This is a genomic window from Cumulibacter manganitolerans, from assembly GCF_009602465.1.
Taxonomy (GTDB): domain Bacteria; phylum Actinomycetota; class Actinomycetes; order Mycobacteriales; family Antricoccaceae; genus Cumulibacter; species Cumulibacter manganitolerans.
Map to the genome: position 1 here is coordinate 75,549 of NZ_WBKP01000009.1, position 15,099 is coordinate 90,647.

14 protein-coding genes are annotated in these 15,099 nt (G+C 72.1%); 7 read left to right on the forward strand and 7 right to left on the reverse strand.

Annotation, left to right across the window (positions count from 1 at the left end):
* Window positions 1-49 precede the first annotated feature (49 nt).
* Together F8A92_RS05475 and pntB are read left to right on the forward strand one after the other, a co-directional pair.
* Window positions 50-1,576 carry a Re/Si-specific NAD(P)(+) transhydrogenase subunit alpha gene (locus F8A92_RS05475; protein WP_153504111.1) on the forward strand — a complete coding sequence of 509 codons (1,527 nt, stop codon included), beginning with the start codon at window positions 50-52 and terminating at the stop codon, window positions 1,574-1,576.
* A gap of 4 nt (window positions 1,577-1,580) precedes the next feature.
* On the forward strand, window positions 1,581-3,053 hold the full coding sequence (gene pntB, locus F8A92_RS05480) for a Re/Si-specific NAD(P)(+) transhydrogenase subunit beta (RefSeq protein ID WP_153504113.1): 1,473 nt from the start codon (window positions 1,581-1,583) through the stop codon (window positions 3,051-3,053).
* A 31-nt stretch (window positions 3,054-3,084) separates the two neighbouring features.
* On the opposite strand, the gene F8A92_RS05485 is transcribed toward pntB, so the two are convergent.
* Entirely contained in the window at window positions 3,085-4,110 is a 1,026-nt protein-coding gene (locus tag F8A92_RS05485; RefSeq protein ID WP_228389232.1) for a glutathione S-transferase family protein, read from the reverse strand.
* Window positions 4,111-4,135: 25 nt separating this feature from the next.
* Window positions 4,136-5,272, reverse strand: coding sequence for a serine hydrolase domain-containing protein (locus F8A92_RS05490; RefSeq protein WP_153504117.1), 1,137 nt, complete (start codon window positions 5,270-5,272; stop codon window positions 4,136-4,138).
* A 167-nt stretch (window positions 5,273-5,439) separates the two neighbouring features.
* Here F8A92_RS05490 and F8A92_RS05495 point away from each other — a divergent pair, with 167 nt between their 5' ends.
* Both F8A92_RS05495 and F8A92_RS05500 read left to right on the forward strand, forming a co-directional pair.
* Window positions 5,440-6,588: an acyl-CoA dehydrogenase family protein gene (locus tag F8A92_RS05495; protein ID WP_153504118.1), complete on the forward strand. Its 1,149-nt coding sequence runs from the start codon at window positions 5,440-5,442 to the stop codon at window positions 6,586-6,588.
* A 32-nt stretch (window positions 6,589-6,620) separates the two neighbouring features.
* Window positions 6,621-7,394, forward strand: a complete 774-nt coding sequence (locus tag F8A92_RS05500; RefSeq protein WP_153504120.1) for an MBL fold metallo-hydrolase — start codon at window positions 6,621-6,623, stop codon at window positions 7,392-7,394.
* A 76-nt stretch (window positions 7,395-7,470) separates the two neighbouring features.
* Here F8A92_RS05500 and F8A92_RS05505 read toward each other — a convergent pair whose 3' ends face one another.
* The 4 genes from F8A92_RS05505 to F8A92_RS05520 form a co-directional block, all read right to left on the reverse strand.
* Window positions 7,471-8,190 (reverse strand): GDSL-type esterase/lipase family protein, encoded by a 720-nt coding sequence (locus F8A92_RS05505; RefSeq protein ID WP_153504122.1) that lies wholly within the window; start codon window positions 8,188-8,190, stop codon window positions 7,471-7,473.
* On the reverse strand, window positions 8,187-9,263 hold the full coding sequence (locus tag F8A92_RS05510; protein WP_153504124.1) for a glycosyltransferase: 1,077 nt from the start codon (window positions 9,261-9,263) through the stop codon (window positions 8,187-8,189). Before F8A92_RS05510 ends, F8A92_RS05505 begins: the two co-directional genes overlap by 4 nt.
* Window positions 9,253-10,350: a glycosyltransferase gene (locus tag F8A92_RS05515; protein ID WP_194291372.1), complete on the reverse strand. Its 1,098-nt coding sequence runs from the start codon at window positions 10,348-10,350 to the stop codon at window positions 9,253-9,255. Before F8A92_RS05515 ends, F8A92_RS05510 begins: the two co-directional genes overlap by 11 nt.
* Before the next feature lie 154 nt (window positions 10,351-10,504).
* Window positions 10,505-11,284 (reverse strand): MerR family transcriptional regulator, encoded by a 780-nt coding sequence (locus F8A92_RS05520; RefSeq protein WP_153504128.1) that lies wholly within the window; start codon window positions 11,282-11,284, stop codon window positions 10,505-10,507.
* A 198-nt stretch (window positions 11,285-11,482) separates the two neighbouring features.
* On the opposite strand from F8A92_RS05520, the gene F8A92_RS05525 reads away from it, so the two are divergent.
* The 3 genes from F8A92_RS05525 to F8A92_RS05535 all read left to right on the forward strand — a co-directional run bounded on the left by F8A92_RS05525 (window position 11,483) and on the right by F8A92_RS05535 (window position 13,459).
* The gene (locus F8A92_RS05525) at window positions 11,483-11,938 is read left to right on the forward strand and encodes a GyrI-like domain-containing protein (RefSeq protein WP_153504130.1); all 456 of its coding nucleotides are present in this window, start codon (window positions 11,483-11,485) and stop codon (window positions 11,936-11,938) included.
* 43 nt (window positions 11,939-11,981) lie between these two features.
* Window positions 11,982-12,377, forward strand: coding sequence for a hypothetical protein (locus F8A92_RS05530; protein WP_153504132.1), 396 nt, complete (start codon window positions 11,982-11,984; stop codon window positions 12,375-12,377).
* Between the two features lie 176 nt (window positions 12,378-12,553).
* Window positions 12,554-13,459, forward strand: a complete 906-nt coding sequence (locus F8A92_RS05535) for a type IV toxin-antitoxin system AbiEi family antitoxin domain-containing protein (RefSeq protein ID WP_153504134.1) — start codon at window positions 12,554-12,556, stop codon at window positions 13,457-13,459.
* A 127-nt stretch (window positions 13,460-13,586) separates the two neighbouring features.
* Here F8A92_RS05535 and lysS read toward each other — a convergent pair whose 3' ends face one another.
* Window positions 13,587-15,092, reverse strand: coding sequence for a lysine--tRNA ligase (lysS, locus tag F8A92_RS05540; RefSeq protein WP_153504136.1), 1,506 nt, complete (start codon window positions 15,090-15,092; stop codon window positions 13,587-13,589).
* Window positions 15,093-15,099 lie beyond the last annotated feature (7 nt).

Sequence of the window (15,099 nt, forward strand, 5' to 3'; positions counted from 1 at the left end):
CCGGCCGCACGGCCGGGCGTCGCTCGGACACGCAGAGAAAGGCCTGCTCATGCGCATTGGCGTGCCCAGGGAAGCCGGCGACGAGACCCTCGTGGCGGCGACGGCCAAGACGGTGGGGCAGCTGATCGGTCTCGGCTACGACGTCACCGTCGAGCACGAGGCCGGAGCCCTGGCCGACCAGCCCGACGAGGCGTATGCCGAGGCCGGCGCGGCGCTCGGCACCGCGGACGACGTCTGGGGCAGCGACGTCCTGGTCAAGGTCAACGCCCCGACCGACGAGGAGATCGCGCGGCTGCACCGCGGCCAGACGGTCATCTCGCTGATGGCGCCCGCGCGCAGCCCCGAGCTGCTCGAGAAGCTGCAGGGCGCCGGCGTCACGGCGCTCGCGATGGACGCCGTCCCCCGCATCTCGCGGGCGCAGTCGATGGACGTGCTGTCGTCGATGGCCAACGTCGCCGGCTACCGCGCGGTCGTCGAGGCGGCGCACGAGTTCAAGCGGCAGTTCACCGGCCAGGTCACCGCTGCCGGCAAGGTCCCGCCGGCGAAGGTCTTCGTCGTCGGCGCCGGCGTCGCCGGGCTGGCCGCGATCGGCGCGGCCGGCAGCATGGGCGCGATCGTGCGGGCGTTCGACGTCCGGCCCGAGGTCGCCGAGCAGGTCGAGTCGATGGGCGCGCAGTTCGTTACCGTCGACCTCCAGCAGGAGGTCAGCAGCGACGGCTACGCCAAGGAGCTCACGGCGGAGCAGGAGCAGCTCACCGCCGACATGTACGACGCCGAGGCGCGCGGCGCCGACATCGTCATCACCACGGCGCTGATCCCGGGGCGTCCGGCCCCGCGGCTGATCACCGCCGCCACCGTCGCGGCGATGGCCCCCGGCTCGGTGATCGTCGACATGGCGGCCGCCAACGGCGGCAACTGCGAGCTGACCCGCCCGGGCGAGAAGTACGTCACCGACAACCAGGTCACCATCATCGGCTACACCGATCTGGCCGGCCGGCTCGCGGCGCAGACCTCGCAGCTCTACGGCACGAACATCGTCAACCTGCTCAAGCTGCTGACCCCCGGCAAGGACGGCGTGCTCACCCTCGACCTGGACGACGTCGTGCAGCGCGGCATCACGGCCGTCCGCGACGGCGAGGGCATGTGGCCGCCGCCGCCGGTCCAGGTGTCGGCGGCGCCGGCCGCGACGAAGGCAGCTGCGGTCGCGACCGCGCCGCCGCCGAAGCCGAAGGACCCGCGCCGGCGGCTCTACGCCGCCGGCCTCGCCGCGGTGCTGTTCGCGCTGGTGGCGACGTTCAGCCCGGCGTCCTTCCTCGGGCACTTCACCGTCTTCGCGCTGGCGATCTTCGTCGGCTACTACGTGATCAGCAACGTCACCCACGCCCTGCACACGCCCCTGATGAGCGAGACGAACGCGATCTCCGGCATCATCCTGGTCGGCGGCCTGCTCCAGGTGGGCAGCGACAACCTCGCCGTCACGATCATCGCCGTCCTCGCCGTCCTGGTCGCGAGCATCAACATCTTCGGCGGCTTCCTCGTGACCCTGCGCATGCTCAAGATGTTCCGGAAGGACTGACGCGATGACCTCCCCGCTCCTGGCGAGCGCCACCGACGCCACCACGACCGATCTCCGCCTGGCCGGGCTGGTCACCGCGGCCTACATCATCGCCGCCGTGCTGTTCATCTTCGCGTTGGCCGGGCTGTCGAAGCACGAGACCGCGAAGCGCGGCAACATCGCCGGCATGGTGGGCATGGCGCTGGCCATCGTCGCGACGATCATCCTCGCCGTACGTGACTCGCAGCGGCCGGCCGCCGTGACGATCGCCCTCATCCTCGTCGCCATCCTGATCGGCGCGGTGATCGGCGCGTGGCGGGCCCGCACGGTCGAGATGACCGGCATGCCCGAGCTGGTGGCGATGCTGCACAGCTTCGTCGGTCTCGCGGCCGTGCTGGTCGGCTACAACTCGTTCCTGCAGGCCGACCACACGGCGTCCGACTCCCTGGCCACCATCCACTCCGTCGAGGTGTTCCTCGGTGTGTTCATCGGCGCGGTCACCTTCACCGGCTCGATCGTGGCCTACCTGAAGCTCAGCGCGAAGATGAAGTCCTCGCCGCTGATGCTGCCCGGCCGGCACCTGCTCAACCTCGCGATCCTCATCGCGTCGGCCGCGCTGCTGGTGTGGTTCATGCTCGACAAGAGCGACCTGGGCGGTACGCCGACCGCGCTGATCCCGCTGCTGGCGATGACCGTCCTCGCGCTGCTGCTCGGCTTCCATCTCGTGGCGGCGATCGGTGGCGGCGACATGCCGGTCGTGGTCTCCATGCTGAACAGCTACTCCGGCTGGGCGGCGGCCGCCGCCGGCTTCATGCTCGGCAACGACCTGCTGATCATCACCGGCGCGCTGGTCGGCTCGTCCGGTGCGATCCTGTCCTACATCATGTGCAAGGCGATGAACCGGTCGTTCGTGTCCGTCATCGCCGGCGGCTTCGGCTCCGACGGCGCCGTGTCCGGCGAGGCCCGCGACTACGGCGAGCATCGCGAGATCACCGCCGAGGATGCCGCCGAGCTGCTCAAGGACGCCAAGTCGGTCGTCATCACGCCCGGCTACGGGATGGCCGTCGCGCAGGCGCAGTACCCCGTCGCGGCGCTCACCGAGAAGCTCCGCGCGCGCGGCGTCGACGTCCGCTTCGGCATCCACCCGGTGGCCGGGCGGCTGCCCGGGCACATGAACGTGCTGCTGGCCGAGGCCAAGGTGCCCTACGACGTCGTCCTGGAGATGGACGAGATCAACGAGGACTTCCCCGACACCGACGTCGTCCTGGTCATCGGCGCGAACGACACCGTCAACCCGGCCGCCATGGAGGAGCCCGGCAGCCCGATCGCCGGCATGCCCGTGCTGGAGGTGTGGCACGCCCGCGACGTCATCGTCTTCAAGCGGTCGATGGCGGCCGGCTACGCCGGCGTGCAGAACCCGCTGTTCTTCAAGGACAACAGCCGGATGCTGTTCGGCGACGCCAAGGAGCGGGTCAACGACATCCTGAACCACCTCTGACCGGCGCCGCCGCCGGGCCGGCCGCGGCGCCTCAGTGCACCCAGCTCGGCGGCTGCTCGTCCGCGCGCACCGGAGGAGGCGGGGTCCCGTCGCCGAACGGCCGGCCGCCGAGCTGCTCGCGCCCGTGCGCGGTCAGCCAGCCGCTGAGGTCGGGTCCCTTGGGGATGATCCCGCTCGGGTTGATGTCCTTGTGGACGACGTAGTAGTGCGCCTTGATCTGCTGGAAGTCGATCGTGTCGCCGAACCCGGGCGTCTGGTACAGGTCGCGCGCGTATCCCCACAACGCCGGCATCTCGGTGAGCTTGTTGCGGTTGGTCTTGAAATGCCCGTGGTAGACCGGGTCGAACCGGGCGAGGGTGGTGAACAGCCGCACGTCGGCCTCGGTGATCTGCTCGCCCATCAGGTACCGGCGGTCGGTCAGCAGCTCCTCGAGCCAGTCGAGGGCGACGAACAGCCGGTCGTACGCCGCGTCGTAGGCCTCCTGCGACCCGGCGAAGCCGCACCGGTAGACGCCGTTGTTGACCTCGGTGTAGACCCGCTGCATGACGTCGTCCATCTCGTCGCGCAGCCGCTCGGGGTACAGGTCCGGCGCGCCGTCGCGGTGGAACCGGCGCCACTGGCTGGAGAAGTCGAGGGTGATCTGCGGGAAGTCGTTGGTGACCACCTCGCCGCTGGGGATGTCGACGATCGCCGGGACGGTGATGCCCTTCTGGTAGTCGGGGAATCGCTTGAGGTAGGCGTCCTTGATCCGCGGGATGCCCAGGACCGGGTCCACGCCGCCGGGGTCGAGGTCGAAGGTCCACGAGTCGGCGTCGTGCGTCGGCCCCGGCAGCCCGACGCTGATCGCGTCCTCCAGGCCGAGCAGGCGCCGCACGATCAGCGTGCGGTTGGCCCACGGGCAGGCCCGCGCCGCGACGAGCCGGTAGCGCCCCGCCTCGACCGGCCAGCCGCTGGAGCCATCGGCGGTGATGCGGTCGTCGATGTACTTCGTGTCGCGGGTGAACTCCTTGCCCGGCACGGAGTACACACCACCCTTGCTGTGCTCGTCAGATGCCATGCGATCCATCCTCGCACCGCCCGTCTCAGAGCGCCGAGTAGATCGCGTCGACGTAGGCCTCGGAGCGGTCCGAGCCGATGATGCCCGGCGCCATCTTGTTCATCATGTAGCTGATCGTCAGGCGCCGGTCGAGATCCATGATGATCACCGATCCTCCCCAGCCGCCCCAGTAGCAGGCCCTGCCCTGCGGCGCGTAGGGCAGCGTCTCGGTCTCCGGCAGCGCGTAGCCGATGCCGAACCGCAGCGAGACGCCGAGCACCAGGTCCACGCCGTGGCTCTGCTCGTCGAAGATCACGTCGATGGTCTCCGGCGACAGCAGCCGCACGCCGCCGGCCGCACCGCCGAGCGAGAGGACGCGCAGCATCGTCGCCACCGAGCGGGCGTTGCCGTGCCCGTTGGCGGCGCCGACCTCCGACCGGCGCCACGCGTCGGTGTTGGCGGCGTTCGCGTCCACGGGCGGTCCGGTGAACGTCTTGACCATGGGGCTGTCCGGATCCACCGCGCCGAGGTCGATGGGCAGCGGCGGCGGCGCGATCACCGGAGCGATCCGCGGCCAGTCCTTCTCGGCGGCGCCGATCTGGAAGTCGGCGCCCAGCGGGCCCGCGATCTCCTCGGCGACGAACCGGCTCAGCGTCTTGCCGGACACCCGCCGTACCACCTCACCGACCAGATGGCCCTGGTTGAGCGCGTGGTAGCCGGACGCCGACCCCGGCGTCCACCACGGCGCCTGCCGAGCGAGCGCGGCGGTGGCGCTGGGGGTGTCGAGCATCTGCTCCGTGGTGTACGGCGCCTCCCAGCCGGACACGCCGGAGGTGTGCGACAGGAAGTGCCGGACCTCGACGGCGTCCTTGCCGTTGGCGGCGAACTCCGGCCAGTACGTCGCCACCTTCTCGTAGGGGTCCAGCAGGCCGCGCTCGACGCACACCAGCGCGGCCAGGTTGGTGACGGTCTTCGTCGTGGACCACACGTTGACGATGGTGTCGCGCTCCCACGGGCGGGTCATCGCGGCGTCCGCCCAGCCACCCCAGATGTCGACCACCGGCCGGCCGTCGAGGTCGACGGCGATGCTCGCGCCGAGCTCCTCGCCGCTGTCGAGCCGCTCGGCGAGCGCCTCGCGCACCGCCGCGAACCGGGCGTCGGACTCTCCGTGTACTGCGCTCATGGCATGGCCCTCTCGGTCGGGTGGCGGGTTAGGCACACGCTAGGCGGCGGACGGCGATTCGCCAACCGCCGGGCGCGGTGGGTCGTCGCTCACGTCCGGTGGACGCAGATAGTTAGTAGTGCGAAGATTATCGGGAGTTGATACGACGGTCAGGTGAGGAAGCAGGCATGGAGCGCAATCTCTACGAGCAGGAGCACGAGGACTTCCGCGGCATGGTCCGCGCCTTCATGGAGAAGGAGGTCGCTCCCCACCAGGAGGAGTGGCTGGCGCAGAAGATGGTCCCCAAGTCGCTGTTCGAGAAGGCGGCCGAGATCGGCCTGATGGGGCTCAACGTGCCCGAGGAGTACGGCGGCTCGGGCCCGGTCGGCTACCGCTACAACCAGATCATCTCCGAGGAGACCGCCCGCGTCGGCGGCCACCTCGGCGGCATGCGGGTGCACTCCGACGTCTGCCTCGCCTACATCCTGGCGTACGCCGACGACGAGCAGAAGCAGCGCTGGCTCCCGCGGATCGCCGAGGGCAAGGGCATGCTGTCGATCGCGATGACCGAGCCCGGCACCGGCTCCGACCTCGCCGGGATGAAGACCACCGCCCGGCTGGACGGTGACCACTGGGTGCTCAACGGCGCGAAGACGTTCATCACCGGCGGCGCGAACGCCGACCTCGTGATCGTCGTGGCCCGGACGTCGTCCAGCCCGGACAACCGGCGCAAGGGCCTGAGCCTGCTAGTCGTCGAGGACGGCATGCCCGGCTTCGAGAAGGGCCGGCTGCTGAACAAGATCGGCCTGCCGCTGCAGGACACCGTCGAGCTGTCGTTCACCGACGTGCACGTGCCGGTCGCCAACGTGCTCGGCGAGGAGGGCGAGGCGTTCTCCTACCTCGGCAACAACCTGCCCCAGGAACGGCTGTCGATCGCCTCGGGCGCCGTCGTCGCGTGCGAGGCGGCGCTGCGCTACACCGTCGACTACGTCAAGGATCGTCAGGTGTTCGGCCAGGCGCTGGCGTCCTTCCAGAACACCAAGTTCGAGCTGGCCGCGCTGGAGGCCAAGGTCGAGGCCGCCCGCGCGATGGTCGACCGGGCCGTGCTGCTGCACGAGGACGGCAAGCTCACCCCGGTCGACGCGGCGAAGTGCAAGCTGTTCTGCACCGAGCTGCAGGGCGAGGTCGTGGACCGCTGCCTGCAGCTGTTCGGCGGCTTCGGCTACATGCTGGAGTACCCCATCGCGCGGCTGTACACCGACGCCCGGGTGAGCCGGATCTACGGCGGCACGTCGGAGATCATGAAGACCATCATCGCCAAGTCGATGGGGATCTAGCCCCGCGAGCGGACGTCGACAACACTGGGGCGATGACCTCCACCGACCCCACCGTGCAGCTCATCGGCGGCCCGACCGTGCTGATCGAGTACGCCGGGCTGCGGATCCTCGTCGACCCGACGTTCGACGAGCCCGGCGACTACCCCATCGGGCAGCGGACGCTGACGAAGACGGCCGGTCCTGCGCGCCGTCTGGACGAGCTCGGACGGATCGACGTCGTCCTGCTCTCGCACGACCAGCACCCCGACAACCTCGACACCGCGGGCCGGGCCGCGCTCGCCGAGGCGGGGCAGGTGCTGACCACGCCGGCCGCGGCCGAGCGCCTCGGCGGTACGGCGACCGGCCTGGCGCCGTGGCGCGGCATGGACCTCGACGCGCCGGCCGGACCGGTGCACGTGACCTGGGTACCGGCGATCCACGGCCCCGACGGCACGGAGGGCCTGGTCGGCCCGGTCACCGGCTTCGTGCTGCAGGCACCGGACCAGCCGCGGGTCTACGTCAGCGGCGACAACGCGTCGCTGCGGGCCGTCGCCGAGATCACCCATCACCTGGGGCCGATCGACGCCGCGATCCTCTTCGTCGGTGCGGCGCGCACCCCGTTGCTGGATGCCTACCTGACGCTCACCGCCGCGCAGTCGGCGCAGGCCGCCGGCATCCTCGGCGCCCCGATCGTCGTACCGGCACACACCGACGGCTGGGCGCACTTCACCCAGGACTCCGAGGCGGTGCGCGCGGCGTTCGAGGACGCCTCGCTGAGCGGCGTCCTGCGGCTGCTGCCGCCCGGCGAGTCGACCGCCCTTCGCTGACGAGGTGCCCGGTTGTGCACGCCAGACGCTGCACAGGTAGGCACCTTGAGCTGCAGCTGACGGTCCACGTGGCCGGTCACGCGCGGCGGCGCCGGTCGATGCGCCGCCGCGCCAGCCACCGCCAGCCGTGCCGGACGTACCAGCGCCGCCGGTCTCGCGGGCCGAACCGTGGGAGACCGGCCGGGACGTCGGGCACCGGCGCCGGCACGCCCCACCGCGCGGCGAGCGCCGCGGCGTACCTCGCGGCGTACTCGAAGTGCCCGGCCTGCGACAGGTGGGTCCCGTCGGGCCCGGTGACCCGCGGGCCCGGCCACGTCAGGTGGACGCCGCCGGCCGCCGGGGAGAGCGCCGCGGTCAGCTCGTTGATCAGGGCCCCCTGCCGGTCCCACGCCCGCATCGCCCACGCCGGTCCCGGCAGCACCGCGGAGATCCGCGGCAGTTCCATCGTCAACGGCACGCCGCCGCGCTCGCGGACCGCGGCGAAGAGGCCCTCGATCGCCGCCCGGCTGTCGGAGATTCCGTAGCCCGCCCGCAGGACGTCGTTGCCGCCGACCCACAGACAGACCAGGTCGCCGTCCGCGACGTCCGCCACCGCGAGCTGTTCGGCGAGGATCTCCGCCGACGTGGCGCCGCTGCGCGCGAGCCGCGACGCGAGGGTGACCTCGACGCCGGTCCGCGGGAGAAGGTCGACGAGGATCTCGTGCCACGGCACCAGGCGCTGGTTCGTCCACACGTCGGCGATCGCGGCTGTCAGGGAGTCGCCGACCCCGTGGACGACGATCCGTTCGGGTCTCATGCCCGGTATTGCGCCAGCAGCTCGCCGGCGGCACGCTCCCAGGTGTACTGGCGGGCCGCGGCCACCGACCGGGTGCGGGCGCCGACGTCGCCGGAGACCCGGAGCGCCGCCTCGGCGAAGCCCTCCGGCGTGCCCTCCGCCGGGACGGTGGACGGGATCTCGCTGATCGACCCCGACCGGCGGCACACCACAGGCAGCCCGCACGCCATCGCCTCGAGCGCGCTGACGCCGAAGGTCTCGAACGGTCCCGGGGCGAGGAAGACGTCGGCTGCGCCGAGCAGCTCGGCCATCCGGGGCGGACCGTCCACGAAGCCGGCCGACCGGGTGCCCCGATGGCGCGCGATCGTCGCCGCCTCGGGACCCGAGCCGATCACGAGCAGCTCGACCGGCAGGCCGGCGTCCGCCAGCCGCTCGGCGGTGCGGGCGCTCAGCAGCGGGTCCTTCTCGGCCGACAGCCGTCCGGCGTGCACCAGCCGGAGCGCGCCGTCCCGCCGGGGCGCCCGCGAAGCGGGCCGGAAGGTCTCGTGGTCGACGCCCCATGGGATCACCCGGACCTCGATGCCGGCGTCGGCGTACGGCGCGGCGGCGAACCGGCTCGGCGCGACGACCGCGTCGACGCCGTCCCCGATCCGGCGCAGCCATCGCGTAATGGACCCGGCGGCCCGCGGCACCCGCGACCAGAACGCCGCCAGCAGGTCGAGCCGCTCGTGCGCGACGAGGATCGCGCGGATCCCCCGGCTCCGGCACTCCGGACCCAGCCACGCCAAGGTGAGCTGGTCGTGGATCTCGACCACGTCGGGGCGTACGTCGTCGAGCAGCGCGCGGACGGCGCCCCGCTCGAGCATCAGCCGGTACGACTGGCCGGCGACGAGGCGGACGCCGGGGAGCGTCCCGACGTCCAGCACCCCGGGTATCGCCTCGATGCCGGCGTCCGGGCCGGGCACCACGACGACGCTGCGCACGCCGAGCGCGGCCTGCGCCAGCGACACCCGCCGCAGCACGGTGCGGATGCCGCCGCTGGTCGGCGAGACGAAGTTGGCCAGCCGCAGCACCCGGAGTTCCTCAGCGTGCACCGAGCGCCTCGTCGTACGACGCGAGCAGCGAGCTCATGCTGGAGTCCCAGGTACGGTGCGCGACCGTGGCGGCGATCTCGCCCGGCGCCCGGCCGGGGGAGGCGAGCTCGGCCAGCGCGGCGGCGCGCAGCGAGCCGCCGTCACCGCCGGCGAAGTGCCGGCCGGACAGGCCCGGAGCCACCAGCTCGGTGCTCCCGGAGCCGGCGTCCGGGACGATGCACGGGACGCCCGACGACAGTGCCTCGAGCACCACCTGCGAGAGCGTCTCGCCGCGGCCGGGGTGCACGAACAGGTCGAGCGACGCCACGGCCTCCGGGTACGTCGGGCCGCGGAGCCTGCCGGTGAACTCCGCCTCGGGCAGCAGCCGCTCGAGGCGCCCGCGGGCCGGGCCGTCGCCGATGACCTTCAGCCGGGCGCCGGGGATCCCGCGCAGCGCGATGAGCAGGTCGAGCTCCTTCTCACCGGCCAGCCGGCCGGCGTACCCGATGGTGACCGTGCCGGTGGCGGACGTCGTGAGGCGCTGGGTGCGGGCCGCGGGGGTGAACCGCGCGGTGTCGATCGCCCGCAGCCACTCGCGCGGAACCGGCGCACGCCAGCCGCGCAGCGTGCCCAGCGCGTACTGCGAGCAGGCGATGTTGATGGTGGCCATCGAGTGCAGCGCCTGCTGCACCCGGCCGGCCATCCGCGACGTCAGCTGCGCCCCGGGCAGCCGGTGCATCGCCTGCGCCGAGAACGCGGTGAAGTCCGTCATGTAGGCGGCGATCGCGGGGATCGCCTGGCGGCGCGCGGCGCGCAGGGCGCTGTAGCCGACGCTGAGCGGCGAGGCGACGTGCACGAGGTCGGGGCGCCAGTGCTCGATCATCCGCACGCACCGCGCCCCGAGGCGGCCGACGGTGTACTCCTGCGTGGGGCCGACGCGCAGCGCCTTCGCCGCGTGCAGCTCCTCCCCCGGCGAGTCGGAGGTGAGCGGTGCGACGACCCGGATCCGGTGACTGCGGCCGCGGAGCTCCTCGACCAGCCGGACGCTGGAGGTGGCCACCCCGTTCATGGCCGGCGGCCACGACTCGGTGACGAACAGGATCTTCATCGAGCCTCCGGCCCGGTCGCGACGTCCACGTGGCGATTGCACGCGACGAAGGCGGCCGGGCCTCGAACCCCACATGAGCGCGGGTGAACGGCGAGAAGAACTTCGATACTCGGCAAGTATCGATCTTGCTCGAGATTTGCTCGGCGAGGAGCGATTACCCGTCGTGCCGGTCCGCGTTGGCGTGGATCGCGTCGTGCACGTACTGCGCGAGGCCGGGTCGGATGTCCTCGTACGTCTTGGTGAACCGGGGATCGGCGAGGTACATGTCGGCCAGGTTGCGCTGCATCTCGTAGCCGCAGTCGTAGAACCGGTTGATGCTCGCGCGGTGCGCCTCGGCGGCATCCATCGCCGGCTCGCTGCTCGCCGGGAGCCCGGCGTCGATCGCGGCCGTGAAGGCTGCGTTGACGGCGTCCGTCTCGGCCTTGACCGACTCCCAGTCGGACCGGGTGTAGTGCGCCGTGCGGCGCTGCGACTGCGCCCAGGCGTCGGTCTCGCCCCAGCGGCTCTCGGCCTCGGCGGCGTACGACTCGTCGAACGCGTCGCCGAACAGCTCGCGCATCTCGGTCGCGGTCAGCTTCTCGTTGCTCATTTGCTTCTCCAGTGCGTGGTCGATGGCCCCGACGAGCTCCTGCAGCTCGTCCAGGCGGGACATGACCGTCGCGCGCTGACGGCGCAGGTGCTCGATCGCGCTCTCGTCGCCGTCCAGCAGCTCGCGGATGGTCTCCAGCGGTATCTCCAGTCGCCGGTAGACCACGATCTGCTGCAGTCGGGCGAGGTCGGCGTCGGTGTACAGCCGGTACCCGGCGCCGGAGCGCGCCGACGGAGCCAGCAGCCCGATCTCGTCGTAGTGGTGCAGGGTGCGCACCGTGACGCCGAACGTCTCGGCCACCTTCCCTACCGTCCAGGTGCTGCTCACCTGCGTCCTCTCGGTCATGGCTCTCACGATGCTGCCTCACGTCGCGGGAGGGTCAAGCCTATTCGTCGCGCTGGAGGACGCCCGGCTCCTTGCCGCTGCTGCGCGAGATGCCGGGTTGTGCATGCCAGACGCTGCACAGGTCGGCACCTGAGCGATTCCGCGCGGCGGGACCTCCGGCCCTGGGCCGGCCGGCCGCCGGCCCGCAGGCTGGGAGCCATGGACTACGTCGTCGAGATCAGCGAAGTCCCCGTGCAGCCCGCTGCGGTGGTGAAGGCGTACGTCGAGGCGACGCAGCTTCCGCAGTTCTTCGGACCGGCGTTCGGGGAGGTGCTCGAGGCCGTCGGCCGGCAGGGCCGGGCGGTCACCGGGCCGCCGTTCGGCCGCTACATCCCGCGGGACGGCGGCTTCGACGTCACGGCCGGATTCCCCGTGGACGGCGCGGTCACCGCCGCCGGCAGGGTGACGCCCGACGAGCTCCCCGGCGGGACCGTCGCCACCACCCTGCACGTCGGCGGCTACGACGCGGTGGCCGCCGCCTACGAGGCGGCCACCACCTGGCTCGAGCAGCACGACCTCGCGGTCACCGGCGTCCCCTGGGAGAGCTATCTCGACGGGCCCGAAGTGCCCGAGCCACGCACCCGGGTGTGCGTCCCCTGCGGCCCGAGGTCCTGACCAGCCCGGCGCCGGCCCGAGATCGTGCGCGGACGGGGCGCCGATGAGCAAGCGGGCGCCGATGAGCGATGATCCGTGGATGCCCGACGACGCGACGACGAACTGTCCCCGCTGTGCACCGCTGCGCGAGTGGGGAGTCCCGCTCGGGCCGCGCGACGTCCACCAGCGGGTGCTCGATCTACTCGACGTCCTCGGCGACGGGTTCACCGAAGTGCAGCAGCCGGGGCCCTGGCCGGGGACGGCGTGGCAGCTGTGGTCGACGGTCCCCCGGGGCCAGATCACCGAGCAGTGGATAGCGCACGGGACGCCGCCGGGCGTCGAGCTGCCCACCAGCGTCGTGATCCGTTGCGACGCGTGCGGCTGCACGTTCGGCCAGGCCTGGGCGCCGGACCGCGGCTACCCGACCTGGCGGATCGACGGGCGGCCGATCGCACCCTGACCGGCAGCCATCCCCGGCCGTACCGGCCCGGGTGCCTGGTTGTGCACCGCAGACGCTGCACAGGTAGGCACCTTGCGGCCGCGCGGCGGGCGTTCGACCATCCACAGGGCGCCGGTTGTGCACAGGTGCGGCGGTGCCGCTCGCGCCGGGCGATGCAGTGCCGGACGCTGCGCGGTATGCACGCACGCACTCGGTTGCCGGACGCCGTCCGAGAGCTCGCCCAGGGGCGGCACGGCGTCCTCACCCGGACGGACCTCGAGCGTGCGGGCCTGCCCCGCGGTCAGGTGGCGGCGCTCTGCCAGGAGCTGCCCCGCCTCATGCGGGGCACGTATCTCCTTCCCGGCGATCACGACCCCTGGATGCAGAAGGTGGTCGCCGGCCTGTTGTCGGCCGGCGAGGGGTCGGCCGCGTGGGGCCGGACGGCCGCGGCACTGTGGGGCCTGGGCGAGCGGCCGTCGGTCATCGAGGTGCTCAGCGACAAGCACCGTCCGGCGACCGAGGACTGGCTGCGGATCAAGCGCGACCCGGTCCTGCTGCGGCGGGTGGTGGACGTCGAGCCGTGCCGCGTGGCGCTGGAGGACGCGGTCATCGACGCGAGCGCGTCAGGCGACCGCGCCTCGGCGCTCGCCCTGGTCGCCCGCGCCCTGCAGGAGCGCCGCACGACGCCCGAGCGGCTGCTCGCCGTGGCGCGGGGACGCCACCGGCTGCGGCACCGCGCGCTGCTGCTCGACGCGATCGGACCCACCGCCGCGGGCGCGCACAGCGCGTTGGAGCACCTCTACCGCCTGGACGTCGAGCAGGCGCACCGGCTTCCGCCGATGCGCCGCCAGCACCTCGTCCCGACGTCCGGCCACCACGCCGACGGCGGCTACCCGGAGCATCGGCTGCTGATCGAGCTGGACGGCGTCCGCTACCACGACCTCGACGCCGACACGGCGCTCGACAACCGGCACAGCGCGGCGGGCTATCGCACCCTGCGCTTCGGCTGGCCGACGATCGACGCCGACCCGTGCGGGGTGGCGAGCACGGTCGCCGCCGCGTTGCTCATCGCGCTGCCGCGACGCTGCCGCCGCTGCCCCTGACGGACGCCGGTACCCACCACGCCGTACCCGCCAGCCCGGACGCTCAACGTGCCTAGCTGTGCAGCGTCTGGCGTGCAGAACCCGGCATCTTGAGGTGGCCGGCGCCCCGCGATCCAGGCCGCCTGAGCTACTCGGGCTTGACGAAGGGGAACAGGATCGTCTCCCGGATGCCGCGGCCGGTGAAGACCTTGAGCATCCGGTCGATACCGAGTCCCACCCCGCCGGTCGGCGGCATGCCGTACTCCAGCGCGCGCAGGAAGTCCTCGTCGACCTCCATCGCCTCGACGTCGCCGCCGGCACGGTGCGAGGCCTGCTCGACGAACCGCTCGCGCTGGATCACCGGGTCGACGAGCTCGGAGTACCCGGTGCCGCACTCCATGCCGTCGATGTAGAGGTCCCACTTCTCGACGACGCCCGGGATGGAGCGGTGCGCGCGGACCAGCGGGGAGGTGTCCAGCGGGAAGTCGCGGACGAAGATCGGTCCCTCGAGGACGTCGCGGGACGTCGCCTCGAAGATCTCCTCGAGGACCTTGCCCGCGACCCACGCCGGGTTGACGTGGATGCCGAGCCGGTCGGCCACCGACCGCAGCTCGTCGAGGGAGGTCTCGGGAGTCAGCCGGGTCCCCGCGCCCTCGGAGGCCAGCTCGTACAGCGACTCCTGCCGCCACTGCCCCGACAGGTCGATGGTCGAGCCGTCCCAGCGCTCGAAGCGCAGCGCCCCGACCGAGTCGAGGGCGGCCTGCTGGTAGAGCTCGCGCGAGAGGTCGGCGACGTCGTTGTAGTCGGCGTACGCCTGGTAGTACTCGAGCATCACGAACTCCGGCGAGTGCGTCGAGTCCGCGCCCTCGTTGCGGAAGTTGCGGTTGATCTCGAACACCCGGTCGATGCCACCCACGACGCAGCGCTTGAGGAACAGCTCGGGCGCGATCCGCAGGAAGACGTCCTGGTCGTAGGCGTTGTAGTGCGTGGTGAACGGCCGCGCGGTCGCCCCGCCCTGGACCGCCTGCAGCATCGGAGTCTCGACCTCGATGTAGCCGTGCGCGTCGAGCGTACGGCGGATCGAGGCGATCGCCCGGCCCCGCGTCTCGACCATCCGGCGCGCCTCGGGACGCACGATCAGGTCTGCGTACCGCTGCCGGATGCGGGTCTCCTCGCTCATCGGCTTGTGCGCCACCGGCAGCGGCCGGATCGCCTTCGCCGTGAGCGTCCACGCGTCGGCCATCACCGACAGCTCGCCGCGCTTGGAGGTGATCACCTCGCCCTCGGCGAAGATGTGGTCACCGAGGTCGACGTCGGCCTTCCAGTGCGCCAGCGACTCCTCGCCGACGTTCGCCAGCGACAGCATCACCTGCAGCTCGACGCCGCCCTCGCGCAGCGTCGCGAAGCACAGCTTGCCGGTGTTGCGCATGAAGATCAGCCGTCCCGTGACGCCCACCCGCTCGCCCGTGCGGGTGTCCGCCGGCAGCTCGGGGAAGCGCTCGCGCACCTCCGCCAGCGACGTCGTCCGGGCGACCGATACGACGTACGGCTCGACGCCCGCCTCCAGGAGGCGATCGCGCTTCTCGCGGCGGATCCGCAGCTGCTCGGGTAGGTCGTCGTCGGGACTCGGTACGTCGGGAGGGTTCTGCGCCACGGCAAAG

Excerpts from the sequence above, each read along its gene's own strand:
- F8A92_RS05475 (WP_153504111.1), top strand. The coding sequence starts at position 50 with ATGCGCATTGGCGTGCCCAGGGAAGCCGGCGACGAGACCCTCGTGGCG.
- pntB (WP_153504113.1), top strand. The coding sequence starts at position 1,581 with ATGACCTCCCCGCTCCTGGCGAGCGCCACCGACGCCACCACGACCGAT.
- F8A92_RS05485 (WP_228389232.1), bottom strand. The coding sequence starts at position 4,110 with ATGGCATCTGACGAGCACAGCAAGGGTGGTGTGTACTCCGTGCCGGGC.
- F8A92_RS05490 (WP_153504117.1), bottom strand. The coding sequence starts at position 5,272 with ATGAGCGCAGTACACGGAGAGTCCGACGCCCGGTTCGCGGCGGTGCGC.
- F8A92_RS05495 (WP_153504118.1), top strand. The coding sequence starts at position 5,440 with ATGGAGCGCAATCTCTACGAGCAGGAGCACGAGGACTTCCGCGGCATG.
- F8A92_RS05500 (WP_153504120.1), top strand. The coding sequence starts at position 6,621 with ATGACCTCCACCGACCCCACCGTGCAGCTCATCGGCGGCCCGACCGTG.
- F8A92_RS05505 (WP_153504122.1), bottom strand. The coding sequence starts at position 8,190 with ATGAGACCCGAACGGATCGTCGTCCACGGGGTCGGCGACTCCCTGACA.
- F8A92_RS05515 (WP_194291372.1), bottom strand. The coding sequence starts at position 10,350 with ATGAAGATCCTGTTCGTCACCGAGTCGTGGCCGCCGGCCATGAACGGG.
- F8A92_RS05520 (WP_153504128.1), bottom strand. The coding sequence starts at position 11,284 with ATGACCGAGAGGACGCAGGTGAGCAGCACCTGGACGGTAGGGAAGGTG.
- F8A92_RS05525 (WP_153504130.1), top strand. The coding sequence starts at position 11,483 with ATGGACTACGTCGTCGAGATCAGCGAAGTCCCCGTGCAGCCCGCTGCG.
- F8A92_RS05530 (WP_153504132.1), top strand. The coding sequence starts at position 11,982 with ATGAGCAAGCGGGCGCCGATGAGCGATGATCCGTGGATGCCCGACGAC.
- F8A92_RS05535 (WP_153504134.1), top strand. The coding sequence starts at position 12,554 with ATGCACGCACGCACTCGGTTGCCGGACGCCGTCCGAGAGCTCGCCCAG.